The sequence below is a fragment of the Dyella sp. genome (assembly GCF_036746095.1).
GTDB lineage: Bacteria > Pseudomonadota > Gammaproteobacteria > Xanthomonadales > Rhodanobacteraceae > Dyella_B.
Genome location: NZ_DAIOEU010000013.1, coordinates 1 through 22,009, shown reverse-complemented (window position 1 = coordinate 22,009; position 22,009 = coordinate 1). Strand labels below are relative to the sequence as shown.

Sequence of the window (22,009 nt, the reverse complement as noted above, 5' to 3'; positions counted from 1 at the left end):
TGATCGCCTCGCCCAGGCTAAAGGACTGAGGGTGCGTCCTCAACGGCGCACTGGCTGCACGCTCATGACAGGCAAGGCCTGCTGCCTTCGTACCACGCCTGTCCCCGCTTGCCTTACCAAGGCAGTGCATCGAGATCGACATTGCCTCCGGTGAGCACGAGGCCCACCCGACGCCCGGCAAAACGCTCGCGCTGCTGGAGAATGGCGGCGAACACGGTGGCGCTTGATACCTCCACCGTCAGCTTGAGGTGCTGCCAAAGCAACTTCATGGCGGCAATGGTTTCGTCATCGCTGACCGTGATCACCTTGACGCGGTGCTCGCGCAAGGCGGCAAGATTCGGTTCGCCCACCAGTGCACGCAAGCCATCGCAAATCGTATCCGGCGTGAAATGCTCGATGCGTGCTCCACGTGCGAGCGAGTCCGCAGCATCTGCCGCGCCCGCGGGCTCAGCGCCGAACATTTCGATCGCCGGCTTCAAACTGTGTGCGGCAATTGCACAGCCGGACAGCAGGCCGCCGCCGCCCACCGGCATGATGATGGCATCCAGTTCCTCGCTCTGCCGCAGCAATTCCAATACAGCCGTGCCTTGTCCCGCCATGACCCGCGTATTCGCATACGGATGCACCATGACCGCGCCTGTCGCCTGCTGCACCTCGGCAGCTTTGGCTTCTCGTGCAGCCTGGGTAGCTGCGCAACGATGGATCGTCGCGCCAGCCTGCTCGATCGCCGCCAGCTTGGCGCGCACGGCGCCTTCAGGCACTACGACGTGCGCCGCAATGCCGCGCGTCACCGCCGCCATCGCCAACGCGTTACCGTGATTGCCGGACGAATGCGTGACGACGCCGCAGCGCGCTTCGTCTTCCGTCAGCGACCACACCGCATTGCAGGCGCCTCGAAATTTAAAAGCGCCACCGCGTTGCAGGTTTTCGCATTTGAAATGCAGCTCGGCGCCAGCCAAGGCATCCAGCGCCGCGTGGCGCAGCACGGGCGTGACCACCGCATGCGGCGCAATGCGCGCCGCTGCGTCATGAATGTCTGGGAGAGTGGGCAGTTGCACGTTCATGTGCGATCGATCTCCACGCCGCAACGGAAGACGCGCTCGGCACCGGCCTCCAGCCGGATGGCGCCAGCGCAATCGGCGCGATTGAAGGCGTTGGACATGCTTTCCATCGGCTCCAGCGCCACGGCGCGGCGTACATCGCGGCTTACCGTGTCGGCCGTAAACACCAGCACCACGCCATGCTCCTGCCACATGCTGATGCGCAAGCCGCTGGCCGGATCGCGTAAACGCGTGCGCACGCGGCCATCGGCGTCGGGTACGAGCCCGGCAAACGCATTGTCGATTTTCACGTTGCCGATGGGCCTGGGCGTGCGGAAATCCAACGCCTTTGGTGCCTGCTCCAGCGGCAGGAACGCCTCTGCGCCCGGCAGCGGAATCAACTCCGGCGAGGTACGCACCAGCCTGGTGGCAGGCACCTGCAGCTCCCACGTATCCAGCTCGCTGCCATCGAAGCGGAAGTACGGATGCCAGCCGAAGAAACACGGCGCAGCATCGCTACCGACGTTGCGCATGCTCACCGCCAGCGATAGCCCCTTTGCATTGAGCGTATAGGCAACCGCCAGATCGATCGCGAACGGATAACCAGCAAATGCGCCAGGGCGAATAACCGAGGTAGCAAAGGTCACGTGCGCACCATGCGCATCGGCGTGTTGGTTGGCGACGTCGAAATCCAGCGTGCGCACGAAGCCATGCCGGATGCCGCGCTGCGCTTCCACGCCAGGCTGCATGTCATAGGTGTTGCCGTCGAAGTCGTAGCGGGCGTCCGCAATGCGATTGGCGAACGGCGCCATGATCGCGGAGCGTGCACTCTGGCTGCGTTCCAGCTCGCCGGCATCGCGGTAGCCATCGATCAGCGCATGCGTGATGCCATCCGTCGTTTGCTCAAGCGTGACCAGGTTCGCACCTCGGCGGGCTACGCTGGCGCGGCGGCCATGCCTGGCATCGCACAAGACGACGATGTCATGGCTTCCCCACCGGGCTTTTTCGAGACTGAATCCGCTCATTCGCTTGTCCTGTCGATCAAAGTGCCTCATGTTAGCCTGAGATATCTCTGCACTTCACCGGCTCCCGCACATGAACCTCGTCAGCGAAACTGCCCCGATCCACTTGCGCGACTATCGGCCTCCGGCATGGTCGGTGGACACCATCGAACTGGACATCGACCTGGGGATCGATACGACCGAGGTTTCTTCGCGCCTCACGCTACGCAATGATCCAGGGCAATCGGTGCCGCTCCGGCTGGATGGCGAAGGGTTGGAATTGCTGGCGATGTCGCTCGATGGCCGTGCACTTGATGCCGGCGACTATCGCTATGAGAAAGGTGGATTGGAAATCCATGGCGCGCGTGATGGCAGCGTGCTGGAAACACGGGTACGGGTGCAGCCTGCCGCCAATACCACGCTTGAGGGTTTGTATCTGTCTGGTTCGCGCGAACGTGGCTTTCTGCTGACGCAGTGCGAAGCAGAAGGGTTCCGGCACATCACGTTTTTTCCCGATCGCCCGGATGTGCTCGCACGCTATACGGTGACCTTGCGGGCCGATCGCGAACGCTTTCCCGTGCTATTGGCCGGGGGCAACCCTGCCGGCAGCGGGGAGTTGGCCGACGGACGCCATTGGGCGCGCTTCGTCGATCCGCATCCCAAGCCCTGCTATCTGTTCGCCTTGGTGGCGGGACGCCTGGAGAACATCCAGCGCGACTACGTCACCGCCGATGGACGCAAGGTAAAGCTGGTGATCTGGTCCGAAGCCAATGTGATCGATTGCTGCCACTACGCGCTCGACGCGCTGGAACGCTCGATGCGCTGGGACGAGCGCGCCTATGGCCGCAACTTCGATCTGGATGTGTTCCATGTCGTCGCCACCCACGATTTCAACATGGGCGCGATGGAGAACAAGGGGCTGAATATTTTCAACGCGAAATTCCTGCTGGCTGATCCGGATACCAGCACGGACGACGAATACCGCGCGGTCGAAGCGGTCGTCGCGCACGAGTATTTCCATAACTGGACCGGCAATCGCGTCACCTGTCGCGACTGGTTCCAGCTATCGCTCAAGGAAGGGCTGACGGTATTTCGCGAGCAGCAATTTTCTGCGGACATGAATTCCGCCGCATTGAAGCGCATCGAAGATGTTGCGTTGCTACGCCGCACGCAGTTTCCGGAAGACGCAGGCCCGCTCGCGCATCCAGTGCGCCCGGCTGAATATCGCGAGATCAACAACTTCTATACCGCCACGGTGTACGAAAAAGGCTCGGAGCTGGTGCGCATGATCGCCGGACGACTGGGCCAGGAAGGGTTTCGCCGTGGCATGGATTTGTATTTCGACCGGCACGATGGACAAGCGGCGACGATCGAAGATTTTCTGGCCGCGCTGGGTCAGGCCAATCACATCGACCTGACGCCTTATCTCACGTGGTATGCGCAGGCAGGCACACCGCGCCTGCAAGCCAAGGGCGAGTACGATGCCACGCGGCACGAATACACGCTCACGCTTTCCCAGCAGATGCGGCCCACGCCGGGCCAGGTGGAAAAGGCGCCAGTGCCCATCCCGGTGAAGCTGTCGTTGTTCGATCGGCAAGGCCAGATGCTGTCCTTGCATCTGGATGGCCAGGCGCATGGCGACGAAACGGTTGTCGTGCTCAGCAAGCCGTCGCAGCGCTTTGTGTTCCAGCACGTGCCTTCGCCGCCCGTGCCATCGCTGCTGCGCGGCTTTTCGGCGCCAGTGGTGCTGGAGTGCGATGACACGCCGGACGATTTGGCGCTGCTGCTCACGCACGATGCGGATGGGTTCAATCGTTGGGAAGCAGGGCAGCAACTGGCCATGCTGGCTTTCGATATGTCCCATGATGGCGATGATTCCTACGCGTGCAAGGCGTGGCGGCAGGCGCTGGCAGCTTTGTTTCGGCAGGGGGCGATCGACGATGCCTTGCTCGCTGATCTGCTGACGCCGCCGGGCGAAATCGAGTTTGCCGATCGACAAAGTGAAGTGGATCCGGCACGCATTCATGCGCAACGCCAGGTCATGCAGCATCGCCTGGCCGAGCAGATCGGCATCGAGAACTTGCTTGCGCGCTACCACGGCCTCGCCACGTATGCGGGCGCATCACAACTGGATGCCGCCAGCCAGGCCAGGCGCCGCCTGAAGCGCCGTGTGCTGGAACTGCTGGCCCTGGTCGATGCCGAACAAGCGTTGGCGTTGGCGGCCAAGCAGTACGACGTTGCGTCCGGCATGACCGATCGCCTTGCCGCGTTGAGTGTGCTGGTGCGCCACTGCGCACCTCAGGCAGCTGCAGCGCTGGCGCATTTCCGCGAACGCTATGCGGACAATCCGCTGGCACTGGACAAGTGGTTCACCGTGCAAGCGCAGGTGCCGGGCGAACCGGCGCTCGCCATCGTCAAGCAGCTGGAAAGCGATCCGTCCTTTACGCTGAAGAATCCCAATCGAGCTCGTTCCCTGCTGGGTGCTTTCGCCAGCAGCAATCCGAGTGGATTCCATCGTGTGGATGGTGCGTCCTATCAGTTTTTCGCCGAACGCCTTGCGCAACTGGACGCACTCAATCCACAGATTGCTGCGCGTCTTGCCACGGCGTTCAACGGTTGGCAGCGACTGGAACCGGTGCGTCGGAATGCGGCACGGCAGGCGCTGGAAGGTTTGGTGCAACGCGACGGACTGTCGCCCAACTTGAGCGAAATCGCCGGCAATGTCTTGCAGCGCTGAAAACGCAAACGGCGACCCGGGTGGTCGCCGTTGCGGGGCGGTACTTCTCAATATCCCGTCAGGCGGGAAGATGATCCAGTTCGCTGATCAGATGGCTCATGCGCGATTCGATACGCGGCCGAAGCTGTTCTTGCTGGACCGGATCGCGCTCGACGAGGTGATCCATCGCCATTTCGAGGCGACCGATTTCCACCATCAAGTCGTGCCGCACATACACCGGTGCAAACTCGTTGCTGCTATCCATGACACACCCCCTTTCTTTGCATTGCATGGAATGCGCAGCAACAGGCGTGCCATCGCGTGATGCAGTTCACATCTTCACATTGGCTTACATCACTCTGTGACCTTTTCTGTCAGCAGTTGCCGTTAGCCGACAGAAATTTGCGTTTCAGTCACTTCATATTCACGCGTGTGGGGCGATGATCACTCTCACGCCACGGGGGGTGCGGTCTATCCGTTCTTGCCCGTTGGGCTACCAGTTTCTGGCGCCCGGCACTACGGTCATCCTGGATTCCCCCTGTTCCTGAGACCGCCGGGCGCCAGATCTCTCTCAAGAGATCAAAAAAAATAGACGGCGCCCCGAAAGGGCGCCGTCTCTGCTTCCTCACCCGGTACGCGAAAGGACCCCTGCCGTCCTGTCTCAGCGCGCAAATCGCGCGGCATCTGCCCGTGAAAGTGCGGTTAGCCTAATGCAGAAAGCATGCCAGCTTGGCGTAAGCATGCGCAGGCCATCGCTGACGGACGCTTCGCAGTATCATAAACGTTTGTCCTTTCTGTATTTATCTACATCCCATGCTTCATCCGACCTCCTACGACGTGATCGTGATCGGCGGCGGCCACGCCGGCACCGAAGCCGCGCTTGCGTCGGCACGCTGCGGCGTGCGCACGCTGCTGCTGAGCCACAACATCGAGACGATCGGCCAGATGAGCTGCAACCCGGCGATCGGCGGCATCGGCAAGGGGCATCTGGTGAAGGAAATCGACGCGCTGGGCGGCGTCATGGCCCACGCTGCGGACCGGGCCGGCATCCAGTGGCGCACACTGAACGCGTCCAAGGGCCCGGCGGTGCGCGCTACGCGCTGCCAGGCCGATCGCATGCTGTACAAGGCCGCCATCCGCCGCATGGTGGAAACCGAGCCGAACCTGGACCTGTTCCAGCAAGCCGTCGACGATCTGCTGATCGAGCAAGGCCGCGTGGTTGGCGTAGTGACGCAGATGGGCGTTTCCTTCCGCGCCAGGTCCGTGGTGCTCACTGCGGGCACCTTTCTGGGTGGCAAGATCCATATCGGCCCCGCCCACTATGCGGGCGGGCGCGCCGGCGATCCGCCGGCCACCACGCTGGCCCAACGCCTGCGCGAACTGCCGTTGGCGGCCGAGCGCCTCAAAACCGGAACGCCCCCGCGTATCGATCTGCGCAGCATCGATTTCAGCGGACTGGAAGAACAGCCGGGCGATGACCCCGCGCCGGTGTTCTCCTACCTCGGCTCGCGCGATGAGCATCCGCGCCAGGTCAGCTGCTGGATCACCCATACCAGTGTCCGCACCCATGACGTCATCCGCGGCGCGCTCGATCGCTCGCCGCTGTACACAGGCCAGATCGAGGGCGTCGGTCCGCGCTACTGCCCTTCCATCGAAGACAAGGTGGTGCGCTTCGCTGACAAGGGCTCGCACCAGATCTTCATCGAGCCGGAAGGCCTGGACAGTTTCGAGATCTATCCCAACGGCATCTCCACCTCGCTGCCGTTCGACGTGCAACTGGAGCTGGTGCATTCGATCAAGGGTTTCGAGACGGCGCATATCACGCGTCCCGGCTACGCGATCGAATACGACTACTTCGATCCGCGCGGCCTGCATCCCTGGTTGGAGACCAAGACCATCCCTGGGTTGTATTTTGCCGGCCAGATCAACGGCACCACCGGTTACGAAGAAGCGGCCGCGCAGGGGCTGATTGCCGGCCTCAACGCCGCGCTGGCGGTGCACGGCAAGGTGCCGTGGTATCCGCGCCGCGATGAAGCTTATATCGGCGTGCTGATCGACGACCTCACCAGCAACGGCACCATCGAGCCCTATCGCATGTTCACCTCGCGCGCGGAATACCGCCTGCATCTGCGCGAGGACAACGCCGATCTGCGTCTTACGGAAACCGGCTACGCGCTCGGTGTCGTGCCGCAGGCGCGCTTCGATGCGCTGCGCACCAAGCGCGACGCCGTGGAACGGGAAACGCAGCGCCTGGGTGCCTTGTGGGCGGCACCGAACAATCCGCTGGGCGCGGCAATCGAGCGCCAGCTCGGCATTGCCGTGAGCCGTGAAACCAACGCGCTGGATCTGCTGCGCCGGCCGGAACTCGACTATGCGAAATTGGCCAAGGTGTCCGAACTGGGACCGATGGTCGATCGCGAGGACGTCGCCGCGCAGGTCGAGGTGCAAACCAAGTACGCCGGCTATCTCGAGCGCCAGCGCGAAGAAATCGAACGCCAGCGCCGCCATGAAAGCACGGCCATTCCCGCCAGCTTCGATTACGACAAGGTGCGTGGGTTGTCTGCCGAAGTGCTGTTGAAGCTGAAACGCAGCATGCCGGCCACGATCGGCCAGGCAGCGCGTATCAGCGGCGTCACGCCGGCAGCCATTTCATTGCTGCTGGTGCATCTGAAGCGTCGCGACGCGGCGTGATGCCGGCAGCAACACATGCAGTGGGCATTCAAGACAATTCCGCAGCTGACAATCCGCATGTCTACGGTGCTCGCTTGAGCGTGCTCAGCGAGCCGCGCCCTCCGGCCATGCGCCGCATGGCATCATCCGCAGCGACACCCGGTGAGAATTGAGCGATGGAAGTTTGGATTGGTCGCAACGGCGAACGCCACGGCCCTTATCAGGAAGAACAGGTAAAAGAGTGGCTGCGCAGCGGCCAGCTCAGCCCTGACGATCTCGGCTGGTACGAAGGACTGGCCGACTGGCGACCGCTATCGCTGCTGTTTCCGCAAGACAAGCCGGCTCCTGCGCCCAACCCCTACGGCCCGCCGCCGCTGCAACAAACCCAGCAGGCACAACCGGCAGGCCGCACCATCCATTTCGATTACGCCAGCTTCTGGCAGCGTTTCGGCGCGTGGGTGATCGACCTGCTCATCCTGATGATTCCGTCCATGCTCGTGACCTACGCGCTCGGCGGCGTGGAGGCCTACAAGCATCTGCTCGATCAGATTCAAGCCGGCGCCGACATGGCCACGGCTTTGCGCGACTATGCCAAGGCGACAGAAGGCGCCAATGTGGCCTCGTTGGTCATCACGTTTCTGTATTACATGCTCTTCGAAGCATCCAAGCTGCAGGCGACGCCGGGCAAGTTGGCGCTGCGCCTGCGCGTGACCGGCCTCAACGGGCAACGCATCACGCTTGGCCGTTCTGCCGCACGCAATATCGTGAGGCTGCTCGGCGCGGTGTTCGGCTTGATCCCGATCGTCTGCTATCTGGCCATCACTTGGACGCAGCGCAAGCAAGGTTTGCACGATCTGTGGGCCAGCACCTTCGTGCTCAACGGCACCGCCCAGGAACAGCCGCCGAATCGCCCAAACGGCGAACAGCCCGGCCACTTCAATGCCTGATTGATCACATCGATAGGGCGCAGCCTTCTGGGCCTGCGCCGCTTTTTTTGTCATGCTCGCCAACCGGCGAAGCATGATGGCTCTCGCCAACGCGTTTGTCGCATTACCAAACTCCAGGAATTTCGTTTAGTCCCATGCTCAGCATTGAACAACGCATCGCCCAGGACATCGCCGCCAAATCGGAACAGGTACGCGCCGCTGTGGAATTGCTTGATGGCGGCGCCACCGTGCCCTTCATCGCGCGCTACCGCAAGGAAGCCACCGGAGGTCTCGACGACACGCAACTGCGCACGCTCGAAGAGCGCCTGCGCTATCTGCGCGAACTGGAGGAACGCCGCACGGCGATCCTCGCCAGCGTCGAGGAGCAAGGCAAACTCACCGAAGCACTGAAGCGGGACATTCGGGAAGCCGACACGAAGGCACGCCTGGAAGACCTCTACCTGCCGTACAAGCCCAAGCGCCGCACCAAGGCGCAGATCGCACGCGAGGCCGGCCTCGAGCCATTGGCGATCGGCTTGCGCGAAGATCCCACGCAGTCGCCCGAGACGCTCGCCGAGCCGTTCGTGGACGCGGAAAAAGGCGTGACCGACGTGCGCGCCGCACTCGATGGCGCGCGCGCCATTCTGATGGAAAGCATCGCCGAAGATGCGCAGCTGCTCGGCGAATTGCGTGACTGGTTGTGGGAGAAAGGCCAGATCCGCGCCAAGGTAGTCGAAGGCAAGGAAAACGAAGGCGCGAAATTCCGCGACTACTTCGACCACATGGAAGCGATCGGCAAAATCCCTTCGCATCGCCTGCTGGCGCTGATGCGCGCGCGCAACGAAGGCGTGATCGAACTGGAACTGTTGCCCGCGGCAGAAGCCGAACAAGGTCATCAGGAAGCCGAAGGTCGCGTCGCGTCGCACAGCGGCATCATCGACCGTGGCCGCGCTGCCGATGCGTGGCTGCGTGAAACGGTGCGCATGACCTGGCGCGTGAAGCTGCACTTGCACCTTACGCTGGATCTGTTCGGCCGCGTGCGCGAGGCCGCGGAAGACGAAGCCATCCGCGTGTTCGGCGACAACCTCAAGGATCTGATGCTGGCCGCGCCCGCTGGCGCCAAGACCGTGATGGGGCTGGACCCGGGCATCCGTACCGGCGTGAAAGTGGCCGTGGTCGATGCCACCGGCAAGCTCTTGGCCACCGATACCATCTATCCGCATGAGCCGCGCAACCAGTGGGATCAGTCGATCGCGCGGCTGGCGATATTGAGCAAGCAGCATGGCGTCAACCTGATCGCCATCGGCAACGGCACGGCATCGCGCGAGACGGACAAGCTGGCCGGCGAGCTGATCAAAAAGCACGCGGATCTGACGCTGGCGAAGATCGTGGTGAGTGAAGCGGGCGCTTCGGTGTATTCCGCGTCGGAAACGGCGGCCAAGGAATTTCCGGACCTCGACGTGAGTTTGCGCGGCGCCGTGTCCATCGCCCGCCGCCTGCAAGATCCACTGGCGGAACTGGTGAAGATCGAACCCAAGGCGATCGGCGTCGGCCAATACCAGCACGACGTAAATCAAGTAAAGCTGGCGCGCGCGCTGGATGCAAAGGTGGAAGACTGCGTCAACGCGGTGGGCGTGGACGTGAACACTGCGTCGGCTGCGTTGCTGTCGCGCGTAGCCGGCCTTACGCCCAGCGTCGCCGAGAACGTGGTGAAACATCGCGACGCGAACGGCCCCTTCCCAAACCGCAAAGCCCTGCTGAAAGTGCCGCGCCTGGGCGACAAGGCGTTCGAGCAGTGCGCCGGCTTTTTGCGCATTCCCCAGGGCGACAGCCCATTGGATGCAAGCGCCGTGCACCCCGAGGCGTATCCGGTGGTAGAGCGCATCATTACGCAATGCGGCCGCGAGGTGAGAAGCATTGTCGGCGACATTAGCTTTCTGCGCAGTTTAAAGCCCGAGCAGTACACCGATGAGCGTTTTGGCGTGCCCACGGTACGGGACATTCTCAAGGAACTGGAAAAGCCTGGTCGCGATCCGCGTCCGGAATTCGTCGCCCCGAGTTTTGCCGAAGGCGTGGAAGGCCTGAAAGATCTCAAGCTCGGCATGATCCTCGAAGGCCGCGTTACCAACGTGGCTGCATTTGGCGCCTTCGTCGATATCGGCGTGCATCAGGACGGCCTGGTACATGTCTCCGCGCTATCCCATGCCTTTGTGAAAGATCCGCGCGACGCCGTCAAAGCCGGCGACATCGTCAAGGTAAAAGTGATGGACGTGGACATCGCCCGCCAGCGCATCGCGCTGTCGATGCGTCTGGATGACGAACCCGGTCAACAGGCACGCGGCGGCAAACCGGCCGGTGCGGACACGCGTGGCGGCAGGGACAATCGTGGCGGCTCGCGACCTGGCGGTTCGCCAGCGACGAAACCGGCTTCGGCACCTGCCAATAGTGCTTTCGCAGATGCGCTTTCGCGTGCGTTGAAGCGCTAACACGCAGACGCTTGCCGCTTCCCGCCACCGCAGGTTGCGGGCTCAGGCGTGAGATCCAACAGCGAAGTTCCCCATACGGCAGCGCAGCATGCGCTGCCGTATGGCATGCATTAACGTAACGCTCCGATAACAACAAACGCAGGAGCACCCACACATGTTCCACCCTCGAAAGATCGCTGGCGCCGTGGCGCTGGCCCTCGGCATGGTTGGCGCGGTTCACGCCACCGGCAATCCGAATTCCACGTTCAACGGCGTGGTGGTGTTTGGCGACAGCCTTAGCGATGCAGGCAATATTTCGCTGGCGACCGATCCAAGCATCCAGCCTCCGCTGAAGTTCACGACCAACCCCGGCAATGTGACGATCCAGAACGTAGCCGTCGGGCTCGGCTATTCGCTGACCGCTTCGCTGGCTGGCGGCACTGATTACGCCTGGGGTGGGGCGGGTATCAACAACAACTCGCCGGGTACGCCCTCCACCGTGCCGACCATTACCAGTCAGGTGACCAGCTATCTGGCGAGCAGCAGCGTGAATCCCCATGCGCTGTATGCCATCTGGGGTGGGGCCAACGATATTTTCAACGCGGCCACTTCAGTTGCGGCCGGATCGGCTGCGCAGCAACTGATCGCGCAGACGTTGGCTGGGCAGGCTTCCCTGGCCGTCACCGCCGGCCTGATTCCGAACAATCCGGTCGCCATCGCCGCGTTCGAAGCGCAGATCACGCCTGCCGTCACCGCGCAGGTGAATGCCCAGGTGACTGCGGCAGCCGGCGTTTCCTCGCTGCAAACGGCAACCCAGGCGCAAGCCACCATTGCCGCCGCCGGACAGCAGGAAGTGAAGCTGATCGGTGCCCTGCAGGCGGCTGGGGCGAAAAATATTGTCGTGTTCAATCTGCCCAATATCGGCCTGACGCCGGAAGCGCTTGCGCAAGGTGCCTCGGCAGCGTCGTCGCTGACCGGGCTCAGCGTCATTTACAACAGCCAGCTCAACGCGGGGCTTGGTCATTTGGGCAAGGGCATCATTCCCGTCAACGCTTTTGCCCTGCTCAACCAGGTCGTGGCGAATCCGGGGGCGTACGGCTTTACCAATGTCACGACGCCGGCATGCGGTGCGGGTTCGAGCTCGGTGCAGTGCGGGCCGCAGGGTTCCGGCTTGCCCTACACCTATGCGGCGGGCACCAACCAAAGCTACCTGTTCGCGGACGGCGTGCACCCCACTACGGCAGCCGATGTGATGCTTTCGCAAGTGGTGCTCTCCGAGCTGGCCGCGCCGCAGCAGATCTCCTTGTTGCAGGAAGCTCCGCTCGCCGCCGTGACCACCCAGACGGCGGTGGTGCGCAACCAGATGATGGCCGACACCTTCGGCAGCACCACGCGAGCGTTCGCCGACCTCAGCTATTCGAACCAGCATTTCGACCAGCGTGCCGGCGCCCCTCGCACCAGCAGCAATAACGTCGATCTCACCGTGGGTGCGGATGTTCACGCGACCGACAACATCTCCGCGGGAGTCGCGCTGGGCATCGGCGAACACACGGCCGATGTCACCGGCGGTGGTGGCTACAAGCTGCAGGCGCTTACCGGCCTGGGCTATGTCACCTGGCACAGCGGTGGCGCTTACGCCGGCGTCTACGGTGATTTCGGCCAGGCCAGCTACACCAATGTCAACCGCGTATTCATGATCGGCGATGCTCGCACGAACGAAAGCGGCAAAGTCGATGGTTCGTATGTCGGTTTAGGGTTGCATGGCGGCTACTGGTTCGACATGGGCACGGTGAAGACCGGCCCGTTCGCGAACGTCGAGTACCAGCACATCAGGATCGACGGCTATAGCGAAAACGGCAATGACGCGACCGCGATGTGGTTTGGCAGCCAGGCGCGCAATGCGTTGATCAGCACACTGGGCTGGCGCCTGCAGGGCACGCTGCATACCCAGGGCATGGCTGTGACGCCATATGTCGAGCTGGGCTGGAACCATGACAGCCGCGCCGGCACCGACATGGTCACCGCCGGCCTCAACAGCATGAACGGCAGCTTCGACATGGCCGGCTTCACGCCGGACAAGAACTGGGGTTCGGTCAATGCCGGCCTAAGCGCGCAGATCAGCTCGAACCTGTCCGCCTGGGTGGCCTTCAACAGCCATTTCGCCGATCACAGCCAGAGCATGAACGGCTTCAACCTCGGGGTGAAGTACGGCTTCTAAGTCGATTTTCCTGGCAACAAAAAAAGCCGTCCAGTTTGGACGGCTTTTTTTATTCCAGCTTGGGAAGGATGGCTTTACTTGCCCTTGCCGCCTGTTGCCAGATTGAGAATGTCCTTGGCCTGCTGTTGCAGACTCTGGGCATCGTTGTCGCTCAGCGCCGAGCTGTTGCCTTCCGCCTCGTGCGTCTTCAGCACCAGCGAACCATCGTCACCCCAACCGGCGGTATCCACTGAACTGGGCTTGGCGTTCTGGCTGGGCTTCTTCTGCTGCTGCACTACCCACGGCTTGCCGTCTTTGTAGGCGTAATCCGTGCTGGTAAAGCCCTTGTCACCGTAGTCGACCAGCTCGCGGATGAACTTCACTTCGCCGCCATCACGGAACACCTGCCAGGCGAGCGAGGCATCCTTCTCGAGCTTGGTGCCGGCGGAGCGCTTCATGCCACCGATCTGCTTCTGCACACCCTGGAACTGTGCCAGGAGCTTTTCGCCGGGTGTCTGTTCAGGAGTGAGTTCGACCTTGACGTTGGTGGTCGGGTTGCCCTTGGTCAGCACCGGCGCCTGCAACGGCATGGTGTAGTGGCGATCGCCATCCACCAGCTGAGCCTGCACGATGTACAGATCGTTGGTAGCAACGTTGGCAGGATTGAAGTCCAGCTCGAACGATTGCGGGAACGTGGTGGCCGGCGCAATTTCCTTGGTGGCCAGCGGCGGCGAGCCCTGTGCCGTCACGTCCACGATACTGATGTCGAGCTTGCTCTGCTGCGACGGGGTACCGCCGCCACGGATCGTGACAGTACCGGTAACGCTGTGCGCGGGACCGGCCGGCGCACTTGCTTCGGTATTTCCCGCGTCGGTCGACGACGACGGATTTGAAGAATTGTTGCAGCCGGCTAGTGCCACCGCTGCCACTGTCATCAGCGACCAAACAACGCTGCGCATGGGATGGAAACCTCGGGTTGGATCGATTCGAACGCGATGCCTGCCGAACGCATCGCGTCGCAAACAGCGCGGGGGAGCCTCAGAGCATAGCCCAAAGAGCACTGACGGAAAAGTCAACGGGCCAGACGTACCATTCGTGACCGTATGTTTATGTTTCCTCAAGCCTTGCGCGCCATGGTCCACACGATCCTTTCGAGCCGCAGTTTCTTGCCCCGCCGCGGCACCGAGGTGTCAACCGCGAACAGACTGACGCGTTTGTCCGGCCTAGGATGACTTCGAAGCATGCCGCTACTCGCAAATTCATGCGGCCTGACCTCAGAAAGTTGCGGCAGCCGACACCTTCACGAAGGCCGGCTGGTCTATAAAACCGGAACGCTGGTAAGCATTTACCAGTCCCCAACGCTCGAATCTGTGGAATTTTAGCGATGAACCTGCAAACGCACACGCCCCTCGCCCTTCCCGCCACCACTTTTGCCGATCGCATAAAGTTGCTGATCCAGCGAGTGGGCAGCGTGACGGAAATCGCTCGAATGTGTGGGTTCTCGGAGGGGGTGGTGCGCAGTTGGCGCGATGGAAACACCGATCCTTCGCGTGCCCGTTGCGTCACCCTGGCCCGCACCTTGGGAATTTCGCTGGTCTGGCTGGTGGCCGGAGAAGGATCGATGCTTGACCCTAGCGCGGTGGTCCCCGACGACATGAACGCCACCACTAGTTCCGAATCCCTGGTCTCGCGCCACCGTTCCAAGCTGCGCACGGCGGCCGATACGCTGGAAGCCAATGGCATGGATGTCCAGCGCTTGAACACGGCGCTGCGCATTCTGCAATCGGAACTGGATCTGGCGGACAGCCATCTGACGCTAGCCGAGAACACGGACATGCTTGCCGAGCTCTACGACATCCTCGGCCCGGGCGGCAACGATGTGGATGCGACAGCAATGGTGGCCTTCAACCACCGCCTGGCCGAACGCTTGAAAGGTCGGGAAGCAACTCGCCTTGCGTCCTGAATTCACAGTCGCGGACTGATAAAAAAGCGGCCCATGGAAGCCGCTTTTTTGGTCCTTGCGTCTTGTTAAAGCCGGGCGATGTCGGCAATGGCGGTGAACTGCGCCTTCAATCGCCCAAGCAGGGCGAGCCGGTTGGCGCGCACCACCGGGTTGTCCGCATTCACCAGCACGTGATCGAAGAATGCATCGACCGGCGCCTGCAACTGCGCGAGACGTGCCAGCACCGCGGTGTAATCGCGGCGCTGCAATGCCGTGGCCGTGTCGGCCTGGGCGGCCTCCAGCGCTTGCGCCAAAGCGCGCTCTGCATCTTCTTCGAAGTGCGCAGGATCGACGTGTTCGCGGATGCTCTGTGCGCCATGTTCCTCCTGCTGCTTGCGGAGAATATTGGCGACGCGCTTGTTGGCGCCGGCCAGACTCAACGCCTCCGGTTGCCGCCCGAATTCGAGTACGGCACGTAACCGTCGATCAAAATCGACCAGGCTGATGGGCGCGACGGCCAGCACGGCCTCATATTGCTCGGTGGTGAAACCTTTTTCTGCGTAATAGCCACGCAAGCGTTCGAGCACGAATTCACTGAGCTCGGACACCAGCGCAGCTCGACGCTGCCCCGCATCGAGGACGGGTGCTTTGCCGTCCTTGCCCGGCTTCAGGCCGGCTGCAAGCGCGGCTTCCGGCAGCAATTCCAGCGCTTCGGCGAACAATGCCTTGTGGTCGAGCTCAAGGCCGCCCTCGATCAGCGTGCGCGCCAAGCCCAAGGCGGCACGGCGCAAGGCGAATGGATCTTTGTTGCCGCTGGGCTTCAAGCCCACGGCAAAAATACCGGCCAATGTATCGACGCGCTCGGCAATGGCGAGCACTTGTCCAACTTTGCCCGCGGCGATCGTGTCTCCTGCGAAGCGTGGCTGGTAGACGCTATCCAGCGCATCGGCAACGTCGGGCGATTCCTGCCCATGCTGCGCGTAGTAGCGGCCCATCACGCCTTGCAACTCGGGAAATTCGCCAACCATGCGGGTGAGCAGATCGCATTTGGCCAGCGCTGCCGCGCGCGTTGCCTGGCCGGCGTCCACCTCGACGCGATTGGCCACGATGCGCGCGATCTCGGCCACGCGCACGCTCTTGTCCCACACGCTGCCCAACGCTTGCTGGTAGGTCACGTTCTTCAACGCTTCTTGATAGCTTGCCAGCGGCTTCTTCAAGTCTTCATCCCAGAAGAATTTCGCGTCGGCAAAACGCGGGCGAATGACGCGTTCGTAGCCTTTGCGAATCTCGCTCGGATGCTTGCTGTCGATATTGGCGATGCCGATGAAGTGTTCGGTGAGCTTGTCGTGCGCATCGAAGACCGGCACGAACTTCTGGTTGGCTTCCATTGTGGTAACCAGCGCTTCCGGCGGTACGCTCAGGAATGCGCGATCAAACGTGCAGGCAATGGCGACGGGCCATTCGGTGAGATTGGCGATTTCATCCAGCAGCGCATCGTCAAGCCGCGGCGTACCGCTGGTTTCCTTTGCCGTACGCGCAACTTCATCCCGGATGCGCTGGCGGCGCTCCATGGGATCGGCCAGCACTTTTGCCATGCGCAGCGCATCAACGTAGCTGTCCGCGTCTGCCAGATGCACGGGTTGCGGATGCATGAAACGATGACCGCGTGATTGACGCCCGCTGCGCAAACCCAGCACATGCCCATCAATGATGCTCGCGCCATGCAGCATGACCAGCCAATGCACCGGGCGCACAAAGCTGTAGTCGTGGCCGGCCCAGCGCATCGGCTTGGGAATCGGCAAGCTTTTGAGCGCCTCTTCGACGATCTCGGGCAGCAACGCCGCAACCGGCTGGCCCGGCTTTACCGTGCGATACACAAACCAGGAACCTTTGTCGGTTTCGAGCTTTTCCAGCTGCTCGACACCGACACCGCACGATTGCGCGAACCCTATCAACGCCTTGCTGGGCTTGCCTTGCTCGTCGACCGCGGCGTTCACCGCCGGCCCGCGGCGCTCGATGGATTGCTCCGGCTGCGCGGCGGCGACTTCGGGAACATGGACGGCCAGACGCCGCGGCGTCACGTATAGCGCTGCCTGCTCAAGCAGTGCGCCAATTCCGCGCTTGCCCAAGCCCTCGCAAATACCGCGCATGAACGACGCGCCCAGTTCATCCAGCGACTTCGGCGGCAGCTCTTCCGTGCCCAGCTCGATGAGCAATGACTTGGCAGCGCTCATGCGGCCTGCTCCTTTTTCTGTTGCTTCAATCCAGGGAAGCCAAGCTTTTCGCGCTGCGCCACGTATGCTTCCGCCACGCTGCGCGACAAGGTGCGCACACGCAGGATGTAGCGCTGGCGCTCCGTAACGCTGATGGCGCGACGCGCATCAAGCAGATTGAATGTATGGCTGGCTTTCATGACCTGCTCATAGGCCGGCAGTGGCAAGCCTGCCGCGATCAGCTTGTTGGCCTCGCCTTCGCATACATCGAACCAGCGCAGCAACTCGGCCACATTGGCGTGCTCGAAGTTGTAGGTGCTTTGCTCCACTTCGTTCTGGTGGAACACATCGCCGTAGGTGACTTTGCCGTGCGGGCCTTCGGTCCAGACCAGGTCGTAAACGTTGTCCACGTTTTGCAGATACATCGTGAGGCGTTCCAGGCCGTAAGTGATCTCGCCCGTGACCGGCTTGCATTCCAGGCCACCGGCCTGCTGGAAGTAGGTGAACTGGGTCACCTCCATGCCGTTGAGCCAGACTTCCCAGCCCAGGCCCCAGGCCCCAAGTGTGGGGGATTCCCAGTTGTCCTCCACGAAACGCAGGTCGTGCACCTGCGGATCGAGGCCCAACTCCTTGAGTGAGCCGATGTACAGTTCAAGGATGTTTTCCGGGTTCGGCTTCATGACCACCTGATACTGGTAATAGTGCTGCAGGCGGTTGGGGTTTTCGCCGTAGCGCCCGTCAGTCGGGCGGCGCGACGGTTGGACGTAGGCAGCAGCCCAAGGTTCCGGACCAAGCGCGCGCAGGAACGTGGCGGGGTGGAACGTACCTGCGCCAACCTCGGTATCGAGAGGTTGCAACAGCACGCACCCCTGCCGGCCCCAGTAGCGGTTGAGGGTCTGGATCACATCCTGGAAGGTAGGCGCGGACATCTCTTTCCTAACCTGAGTGTAAAGCGGGTTAGTATAGCCGCAGCGCATCTTTTCGCCGTTTTTCAGCGCGCTACGAGGGGAATCCGCCCATGCCAGCAACGCAACAAATCGCCTCCATGTTGGGCCGCCGCGGCCGGCTGGCGCTGGATGACGTCCTGGCAGCCCTGGTTGTGGACGACTACCTCTCGGCGGACGATGCCAAGCAGTTGCGCATCGGCAATCGCGCCGGACGCAGTTCCGTGGAATTGAATCCGCTGGTGATCATCGCCAACGCCAAGCTGATCAATCGCCGCGACCCGGGCCGGCCGCTGAGCCTGGAGGGCCTGACCGAATGGCTGGCCGGCCAGGCAGGCCTGCCGTATCTGAAAATTGATCCGATGAAGATCAACGTGGCCGCCGTCACTCAGGTGGTGAGCCATGCCTATGCGCAGCGGCATCGCATTCTTCCCGTGGCGGTGACCACGGGCGAAGTGACGTTCGCCACGGCGGAGCCGTTCGACAATTCCTGGTCAAAGGACCTGTCGCAGATGCTGCGTCGCGATGTGCATCGCGTGGTAGCCAGCCCGATTGATATCAATCGGTACCTGCAGGAGTTCTACGGCGTCCAGCGCTCGATCCAACTGGCGAAGGATGCCAAGAACCAGAGTGGCTACGACTCCTCGGCCTTGCTGAATTTCGAACAGCTGCTGGAGCTCGGCAAAGCCGGCGAGGTCGGCGCGGACGATCGGCATGTCGTGCATATCGTGGACTGGCTGCTGCAATACGCCTTTGAACAGCGCGCATCGGACATCCATCTGGAACCGCGCCGCGAAGCGGGCATGATGCGGTTTCGCATCGACGGCGTGATGCACAAGGTATTCGAATTGCCGCCACCGGTGATGACGGCGGTCACGTCGCGCATCAAGATTCTTTCGCGCATGGACGTGGCCGAAAAACGCCGTCCTCAGGATGGCCGCATCAAGACGCGCGCATCGTCGGGGCGCGAAGTGGAACTGCGTATTTCAAGCATGCCCACTGCGTTCGGCGAAAAGATGGTGATGCGTATTTTCGATCCGGATATCGTCGCCAAGGATTTTTCGCAACTCGGCTTCTCGCCATCCGAAGACACGCTATGGCGAAGCATGGTGGAACGCCCGCACGGCATTGTGCTGGTGACGGGGCCGACAGGTTCGGGCAAGACCACCACGCTGTATTCCACCTTGAAGCATCTGGCCACGCCGGATATCAACGTGTGCACGGTAGAAGACCCGATCGAAATGGTCTCGGCCGAATTCAACCAGATGCAGGTACAGCCTTCGATCGATCTGGACTTCGCCGCCGGCGTGCGCACGCTGTTGCGCCAGGATCCGGACATCATCATGGTCGGCGAAATTCGCGACCTGGAAACGGCGCAGATGGCGGTGCAGGCCTCGTTGACCGGCCACTTGGTGTTATCGACGCTGCATACCAACGATGCACCCAGTGCGGTAACGCGATTGCTCGACCTGGGCGTGCCGCATTACTTGATTCAATCGACGCTCACCGGCGTGGTTGCACAGCGTCTGGTTCGTACGCTGTGTCCGCACTGCAAGCTGGAAACGCAGCAGGATCCGCACGAATGGACAGTGCTGACGCACGGCTGGTCCATGCCGGTACCCGAGCGCGTATACAAGCCGGCGGGTTGCCTGGAATGCCGCCATACCGGCTTCATGGGCCGTACCGGCATTTATGAAATGATGCCTTTGAGCCCACGCTTGCGTGGCATGATCGGTGCGCAATTGGACCTGATCCATTTCAGCCAGGGCGCATTGCTGGAAGGGATGCGTCCGTTGCGCATTTCCGCGGCGGATCAGGTTGCACGAGGACTGACCACCGTGCAGGAAGTGCTGACCGTATTGCCGCCGGTCGAGCATGTCGAAGATTCACCTCCTTGATAAAACTCCGATTAACTATTTTGTTTGCATGAAGCCAGTCCTGATCATTCGCACCGGCCAGGCGCCAGACAACATCAAGGCGCGCCACGGCGATTTCCCTCATTGGTTTCGTTTGAGTGCGCAGCTAGCGCAGCAGCAAGTGCGTGTCGTGAATGTAGCGGCAGGAGAAACATTGCCGTCACCGCAGGAGGTATCCGGCGCACTGATTACCGGCTCCGCAGCGATGGTGACCGATCGCGCGCCGTGGAGCGAACAAGCGGCAGGATGGATCCGCCATGCGATGGACGTGGATTTGCCGCTGTTCGGCGTTTGCTATGGTCATCAGCTCATGGCACACGCCTTGGGCGGGCGCGTCGATTATCTGCAGGGCGGACGAGAGATCGGCACCTTGCCGATCGATCTGTTGCCTGGCGCGGAACAAGATGCGCTAACCACCTTTCTGCCTGCGCAATTTCGCGCGCACACCACGCACGAACAAAGCGTGCTGGAAATTCCGAAAGATGCAAAAGTACTGGCCCGCTCTGCACGTGATCCGCACCATCTGATTCGCTATGGCCGGAACGCCATCAGCGTGCAGTTTCATCCCGAATTCAACGCCGACGTGATGCGCGCCTACATTCGGCGCAAACATCATGATATGCGGCGCGAAGGTTTCGATCCGCATCACACCTATAAACAGGTGGCTGCGACACCTCTTGCAAGGCGTCTACTCAAGATGTTTTCAAGGCATCACGGACTCAGCCACGCGCCGCGTTAACGATTGCGTGGTGGCATCGGGAACGGTGTGACTTTTTGCCCGTCCACGGCATCGCGGATGGCAAGCGCACCTTTGCGATCAACCTCCTCGATACGTACAACGGCCTGCATGGGCAGATGCAGGACGCGAGTGTCCTTGAATTCTTCTCGCAGACGCTCTTCGGTGGGATCCACCACAATGCCCTCGCCTGCCGGTTCGAATATCAGGTCGCCGACTTCAGTGAAGCCCCAGAGGCTGCTCGATGCAACGTGCCGGGCATACAGCTCGTAGCACTTGCCCAGATGCAGGAAGGTGACTTTGTAGAGTTTCTGATTGCGCATGGCGCTCATTTTACCGACGCATGCGGCGCATGATGGCATCGCGTGATAACAAGGCAAACAATACGCCGAACAGAAAGCCGGCCAAGTGTGTCCACCAGGCGTAGCCGCCATAGCTCGGCCCGCCCAGGTAGCTGAAAAGCAACTGCAGCAAAGCCCAGATTCCAATCAACAGGAACGCTGGCACGCGCACGAATTCCAGATAGAAGCCAAGGGGCAAGACCAGGCCCAAGCGGGCTCGCGGAAACAGCGAAACGTAGGCACCAAGCACCGCCGATACCGCGCCACTGCAACCGATAATGGGCCTGACTTCCCCCGCGAGCGAGATGGCGCCCGCAAAGTTGGCGACGACGCCACCAAGCAGGAACAGGATCAGGAAACGGATTGATCCCAAGGTACGTTCGGCTGGAATCCCGAAGATCATGAGGAACAAGAGATTGCTCAGTAAATGCAGCCATGCAACGTGGATGAATAACGCCGTGACCAGGCGCAGCAAGGCAGGATCTCGAAGCTGTTGCCAGATGGGCTGGTGCGTATCGAACACATTGGCCGGAACGGTACCCCACTCCAGCAGGAACGTGATCCGCCGCGGCGGAGACATCAAGGCCAAGGCTACGAATGTCACCACGCAAATCAAGATCAACAGCGTGGCCGCCCAATGCAGGCGCGGCTGACGTCGGGTTTCAACATTGACAAACACGGCGCTCTCCTCGACGAGCACGCTGGTCGAGCGTTCCGGGAATACATCTTAGGCGATAACTCCCTTGCTCTTGCGCACCCCCTGCCCTCGCAGTCCATGCGTTGGCCGTCGTCATTGCACCGCCCCCCCTTTCCTAGCAGGTCCGCAAAGCAAAACGCCTTCCCGATGGGGGAAGGCGTTTTAGGGATAAAGCCCCTGGCGGTGACCTACTCTTGCATGGAAG

At 61.7% G+C, this 22,009-nt stretch carries 16 protein-coding genes; 8 read left to right on the top strand and 8 right to left on the bottom strand.

The genetic code is table 11. The annotated features are described in order from the left end of the window. Nucleotides 1–113: 113 nt before the first annotated feature. Together V7M64_RS08085 and V7M64_RS08080 are read right to left on the bottom strand one after the other, a co-directional pair. A complete protein-coding gene (locus V7M64_RS08085; RefSeq protein ID WP_333678419.1) occupies nt 114–1,064 on the bottom strand; it encodes a pyridoxal-phosphate dependent enzyme in 951 nt (316 codons plus the stop codon). Then, nucleotides 1,061–2,065: an aldose epimerase gene (locus tag V7M64_RS08080; protein ID WP_333678418.1), complete on the bottom strand. Its 1,005-nt coding sequence runs from the start codon at nt 2,063–2,065 to the stop codon at nt 1,061–1,063. Before V7M64_RS08080 ends, V7M64_RS08085 begins: the two co-directional genes overlap by 4 nt. A 70-nt stretch (nt 2,066–2,135) precedes the next feature. Here V7M64_RS08080 and pepN point away from each other — a divergent pair, with 70 nt between their 5' ends. Further along, nucleotides 2,136–4,778 carry an aminopeptidase N gene (pepN, locus tag V7M64_RS08075; protein ID WP_333678417.1) on the top strand — a complete coding sequence of 881 codons (2,643 nt, stop codon included), beginning with the start codon at nt 2,136–2,138 and terminating at the stop codon, nt 4,776–4,778. A gap of 58 nt (nt 4,779–4,836) precedes the next feature. Here the strand turns inward: pepN and V7M64_RS08070 are convergent, their stop codons facing one another. After that, nucleotides 4,837–5,022: a hypothetical protein gene (locus V7M64_RS08070; protein ID WP_333678416.1), complete on the bottom strand. Its 186-nt coding sequence runs from the start codon at nt 5,020–5,022 to the stop codon at nt 4,837–4,839. Nucleotides 5,023–5,570: 548 nt separating this feature from the next. Between V7M64_RS08070 and mnmG the strand changes: the two genes are divergently transcribed. From mnmG to V7M64_RS08050, 4 genes are all read left to right on the top strand, one after another. Continuing rightward, nucleotides 5,571–7,448 (top strand): tRNA uridine-5-carboxymethylaminomethyl(34) synthesis enzyme MnmG, encoded by a 1,878-nt coding sequence (gene mnmG / locus V7M64_RS08065; RefSeq protein ID WP_333678415.1) that lies wholly within the window; start codon nt 5,571–5,573, stop codon nt 7,446–7,448. Nucleotides 7,449–7,603: 155 nt separating this feature from the next. Continuing rightward, entirely contained in the window at nt 7,604–8,374 is a 771-nt protein-coding gene (locus V7M64_RS08060; protein ID WP_333678414.1) for an RDD family protein, read from the top strand. A gap of 134 nt (nt 8,375–8,508) precedes the next feature. Next, nucleotides 8,509–10,839 (top strand): Tex family protein, encoded by a 2,331-nt coding sequence (locus V7M64_RS08055; RefSeq protein WP_333678413.1) that lies wholly within the window; start codon nt 8,509–8,511, stop codon nt 10,837–10,839. 154 nt (nt 10,840–10,993) lie between these two features. Beyond that, on the top strand, nt 10,994–13,036 hold the full coding sequence (locus V7M64_RS08050) for an autotransporter domain-containing protein (protein WP_333678412.1): 2,043 nt from the start codon (nt 10,994–10,996) through the stop codon (nt 13,034–13,036). Nucleotides 13,037–13,110: 74 nt separating this feature from the next. Here the strand turns inward: V7M64_RS08050 and V7M64_RS08045 are convergent, their stop codons facing one another. Further along, a complete protein-coding gene (locus V7M64_RS08045; protein WP_333678411.1) occupies nt 13,111–13,974 on the bottom strand; it encodes a YbaY family lipoprotein in 864 nt (287 codons plus the stop codon). A gap of 425 nt (nt 13,975–14,399) precedes the next feature. On the opposite strand from V7M64_RS08045, the gene V7M64_RS08040 reads away from it, so the two are divergent. Continuing rightward, nucleotides 14,400–14,978, top strand: a complete 579-nt coding sequence (locus tag V7M64_RS08040) for a helix-turn-helix transcriptional regulator (protein WP_333678409.1) — start codon at nt 14,400–14,402, stop codon at nt 14,976–14,978. A 65-nt stretch (nt 14,979–15,043) separates the two neighbouring features. Here V7M64_RS08040 and glyS read toward each other — a convergent pair whose 3' ends face one another. Further along, entirely contained in the window at nt 15,044–17,191 is a 2,148-nt protein-coding gene (glyS, locus tag V7M64_RS08035) for a glycine--tRNA ligase subunit beta (RefSeq protein WP_333678407.1), read from the bottom strand. After that, nucleotides 17,188–18,099 carry a glycine--tRNA ligase subunit alpha gene (glyQ, locus tag V7M64_RS08030; protein ID WP_333678405.1) on the bottom strand — a complete coding sequence of 304 codons (912 nt, stop codon included), beginning with the start codon at nt 18,097–18,099 and terminating at the stop codon, nt 17,188–17,190. The genes glyS and glyQ overlap by 4 nt, the downstream gene beginning before the upstream one ends. A gap of 89 nt (nt 18,100–18,188) precedes the next feature. Between glyQ and V7M64_RS08025 the strand changes: the two genes are divergently transcribed. Beyond that, nucleotides 18,189–20,012: a GspE/PulE family protein gene (locus V7M64_RS08025; protein WP_333678403.1), complete on the top strand. Its 1,824-nt coding sequence runs from the start codon at nt 18,189–18,191 to the stop codon at nt 20,010–20,012. A 28-nt stretch (nt 20,013–20,040) separates the two neighbouring features. Continuing rightward, nucleotides 20,041–20,769: a glutamine amidotransferase gene (locus V7M64_RS08020; RefSeq protein WP_333678401.1), complete on the top strand. Its 729-nt coding sequence runs from the start codon at nt 20,041–20,043 to the stop codon at nt 20,767–20,769. Here the strand turns inward: V7M64_RS08020 and V7M64_RS08015 are convergent. Beyond that, complete coding sequence (locus V7M64_RS08015; protein ID WP_333678522.1) at nt 20,766–21,089, bottom strand: DUF1820 family protein; 324 nt, start codon at nt 21,087–21,089, stop codon at nt 20,766–20,768. The genes V7M64_RS08020 and V7M64_RS08015 overlap by 4 nt on opposite strands. Nucleotides 21,090–21,099: 10 nt before the next feature. Continuing rightward, nucleotides 21,100–21,786 carry a rhomboid family intramembrane serine protease gene (locus V7M64_RS08010; RefSeq protein ID WP_333678399.1) on the bottom strand — a complete coding sequence of 229 codons (687 nt, stop codon included), beginning with the start codon at nt 21,784–21,786 and terminating at the stop codon, nt 21,100–21,102. Between the last annotated feature and the right edge of the window lie 223 nt (nt 21,787–22,009).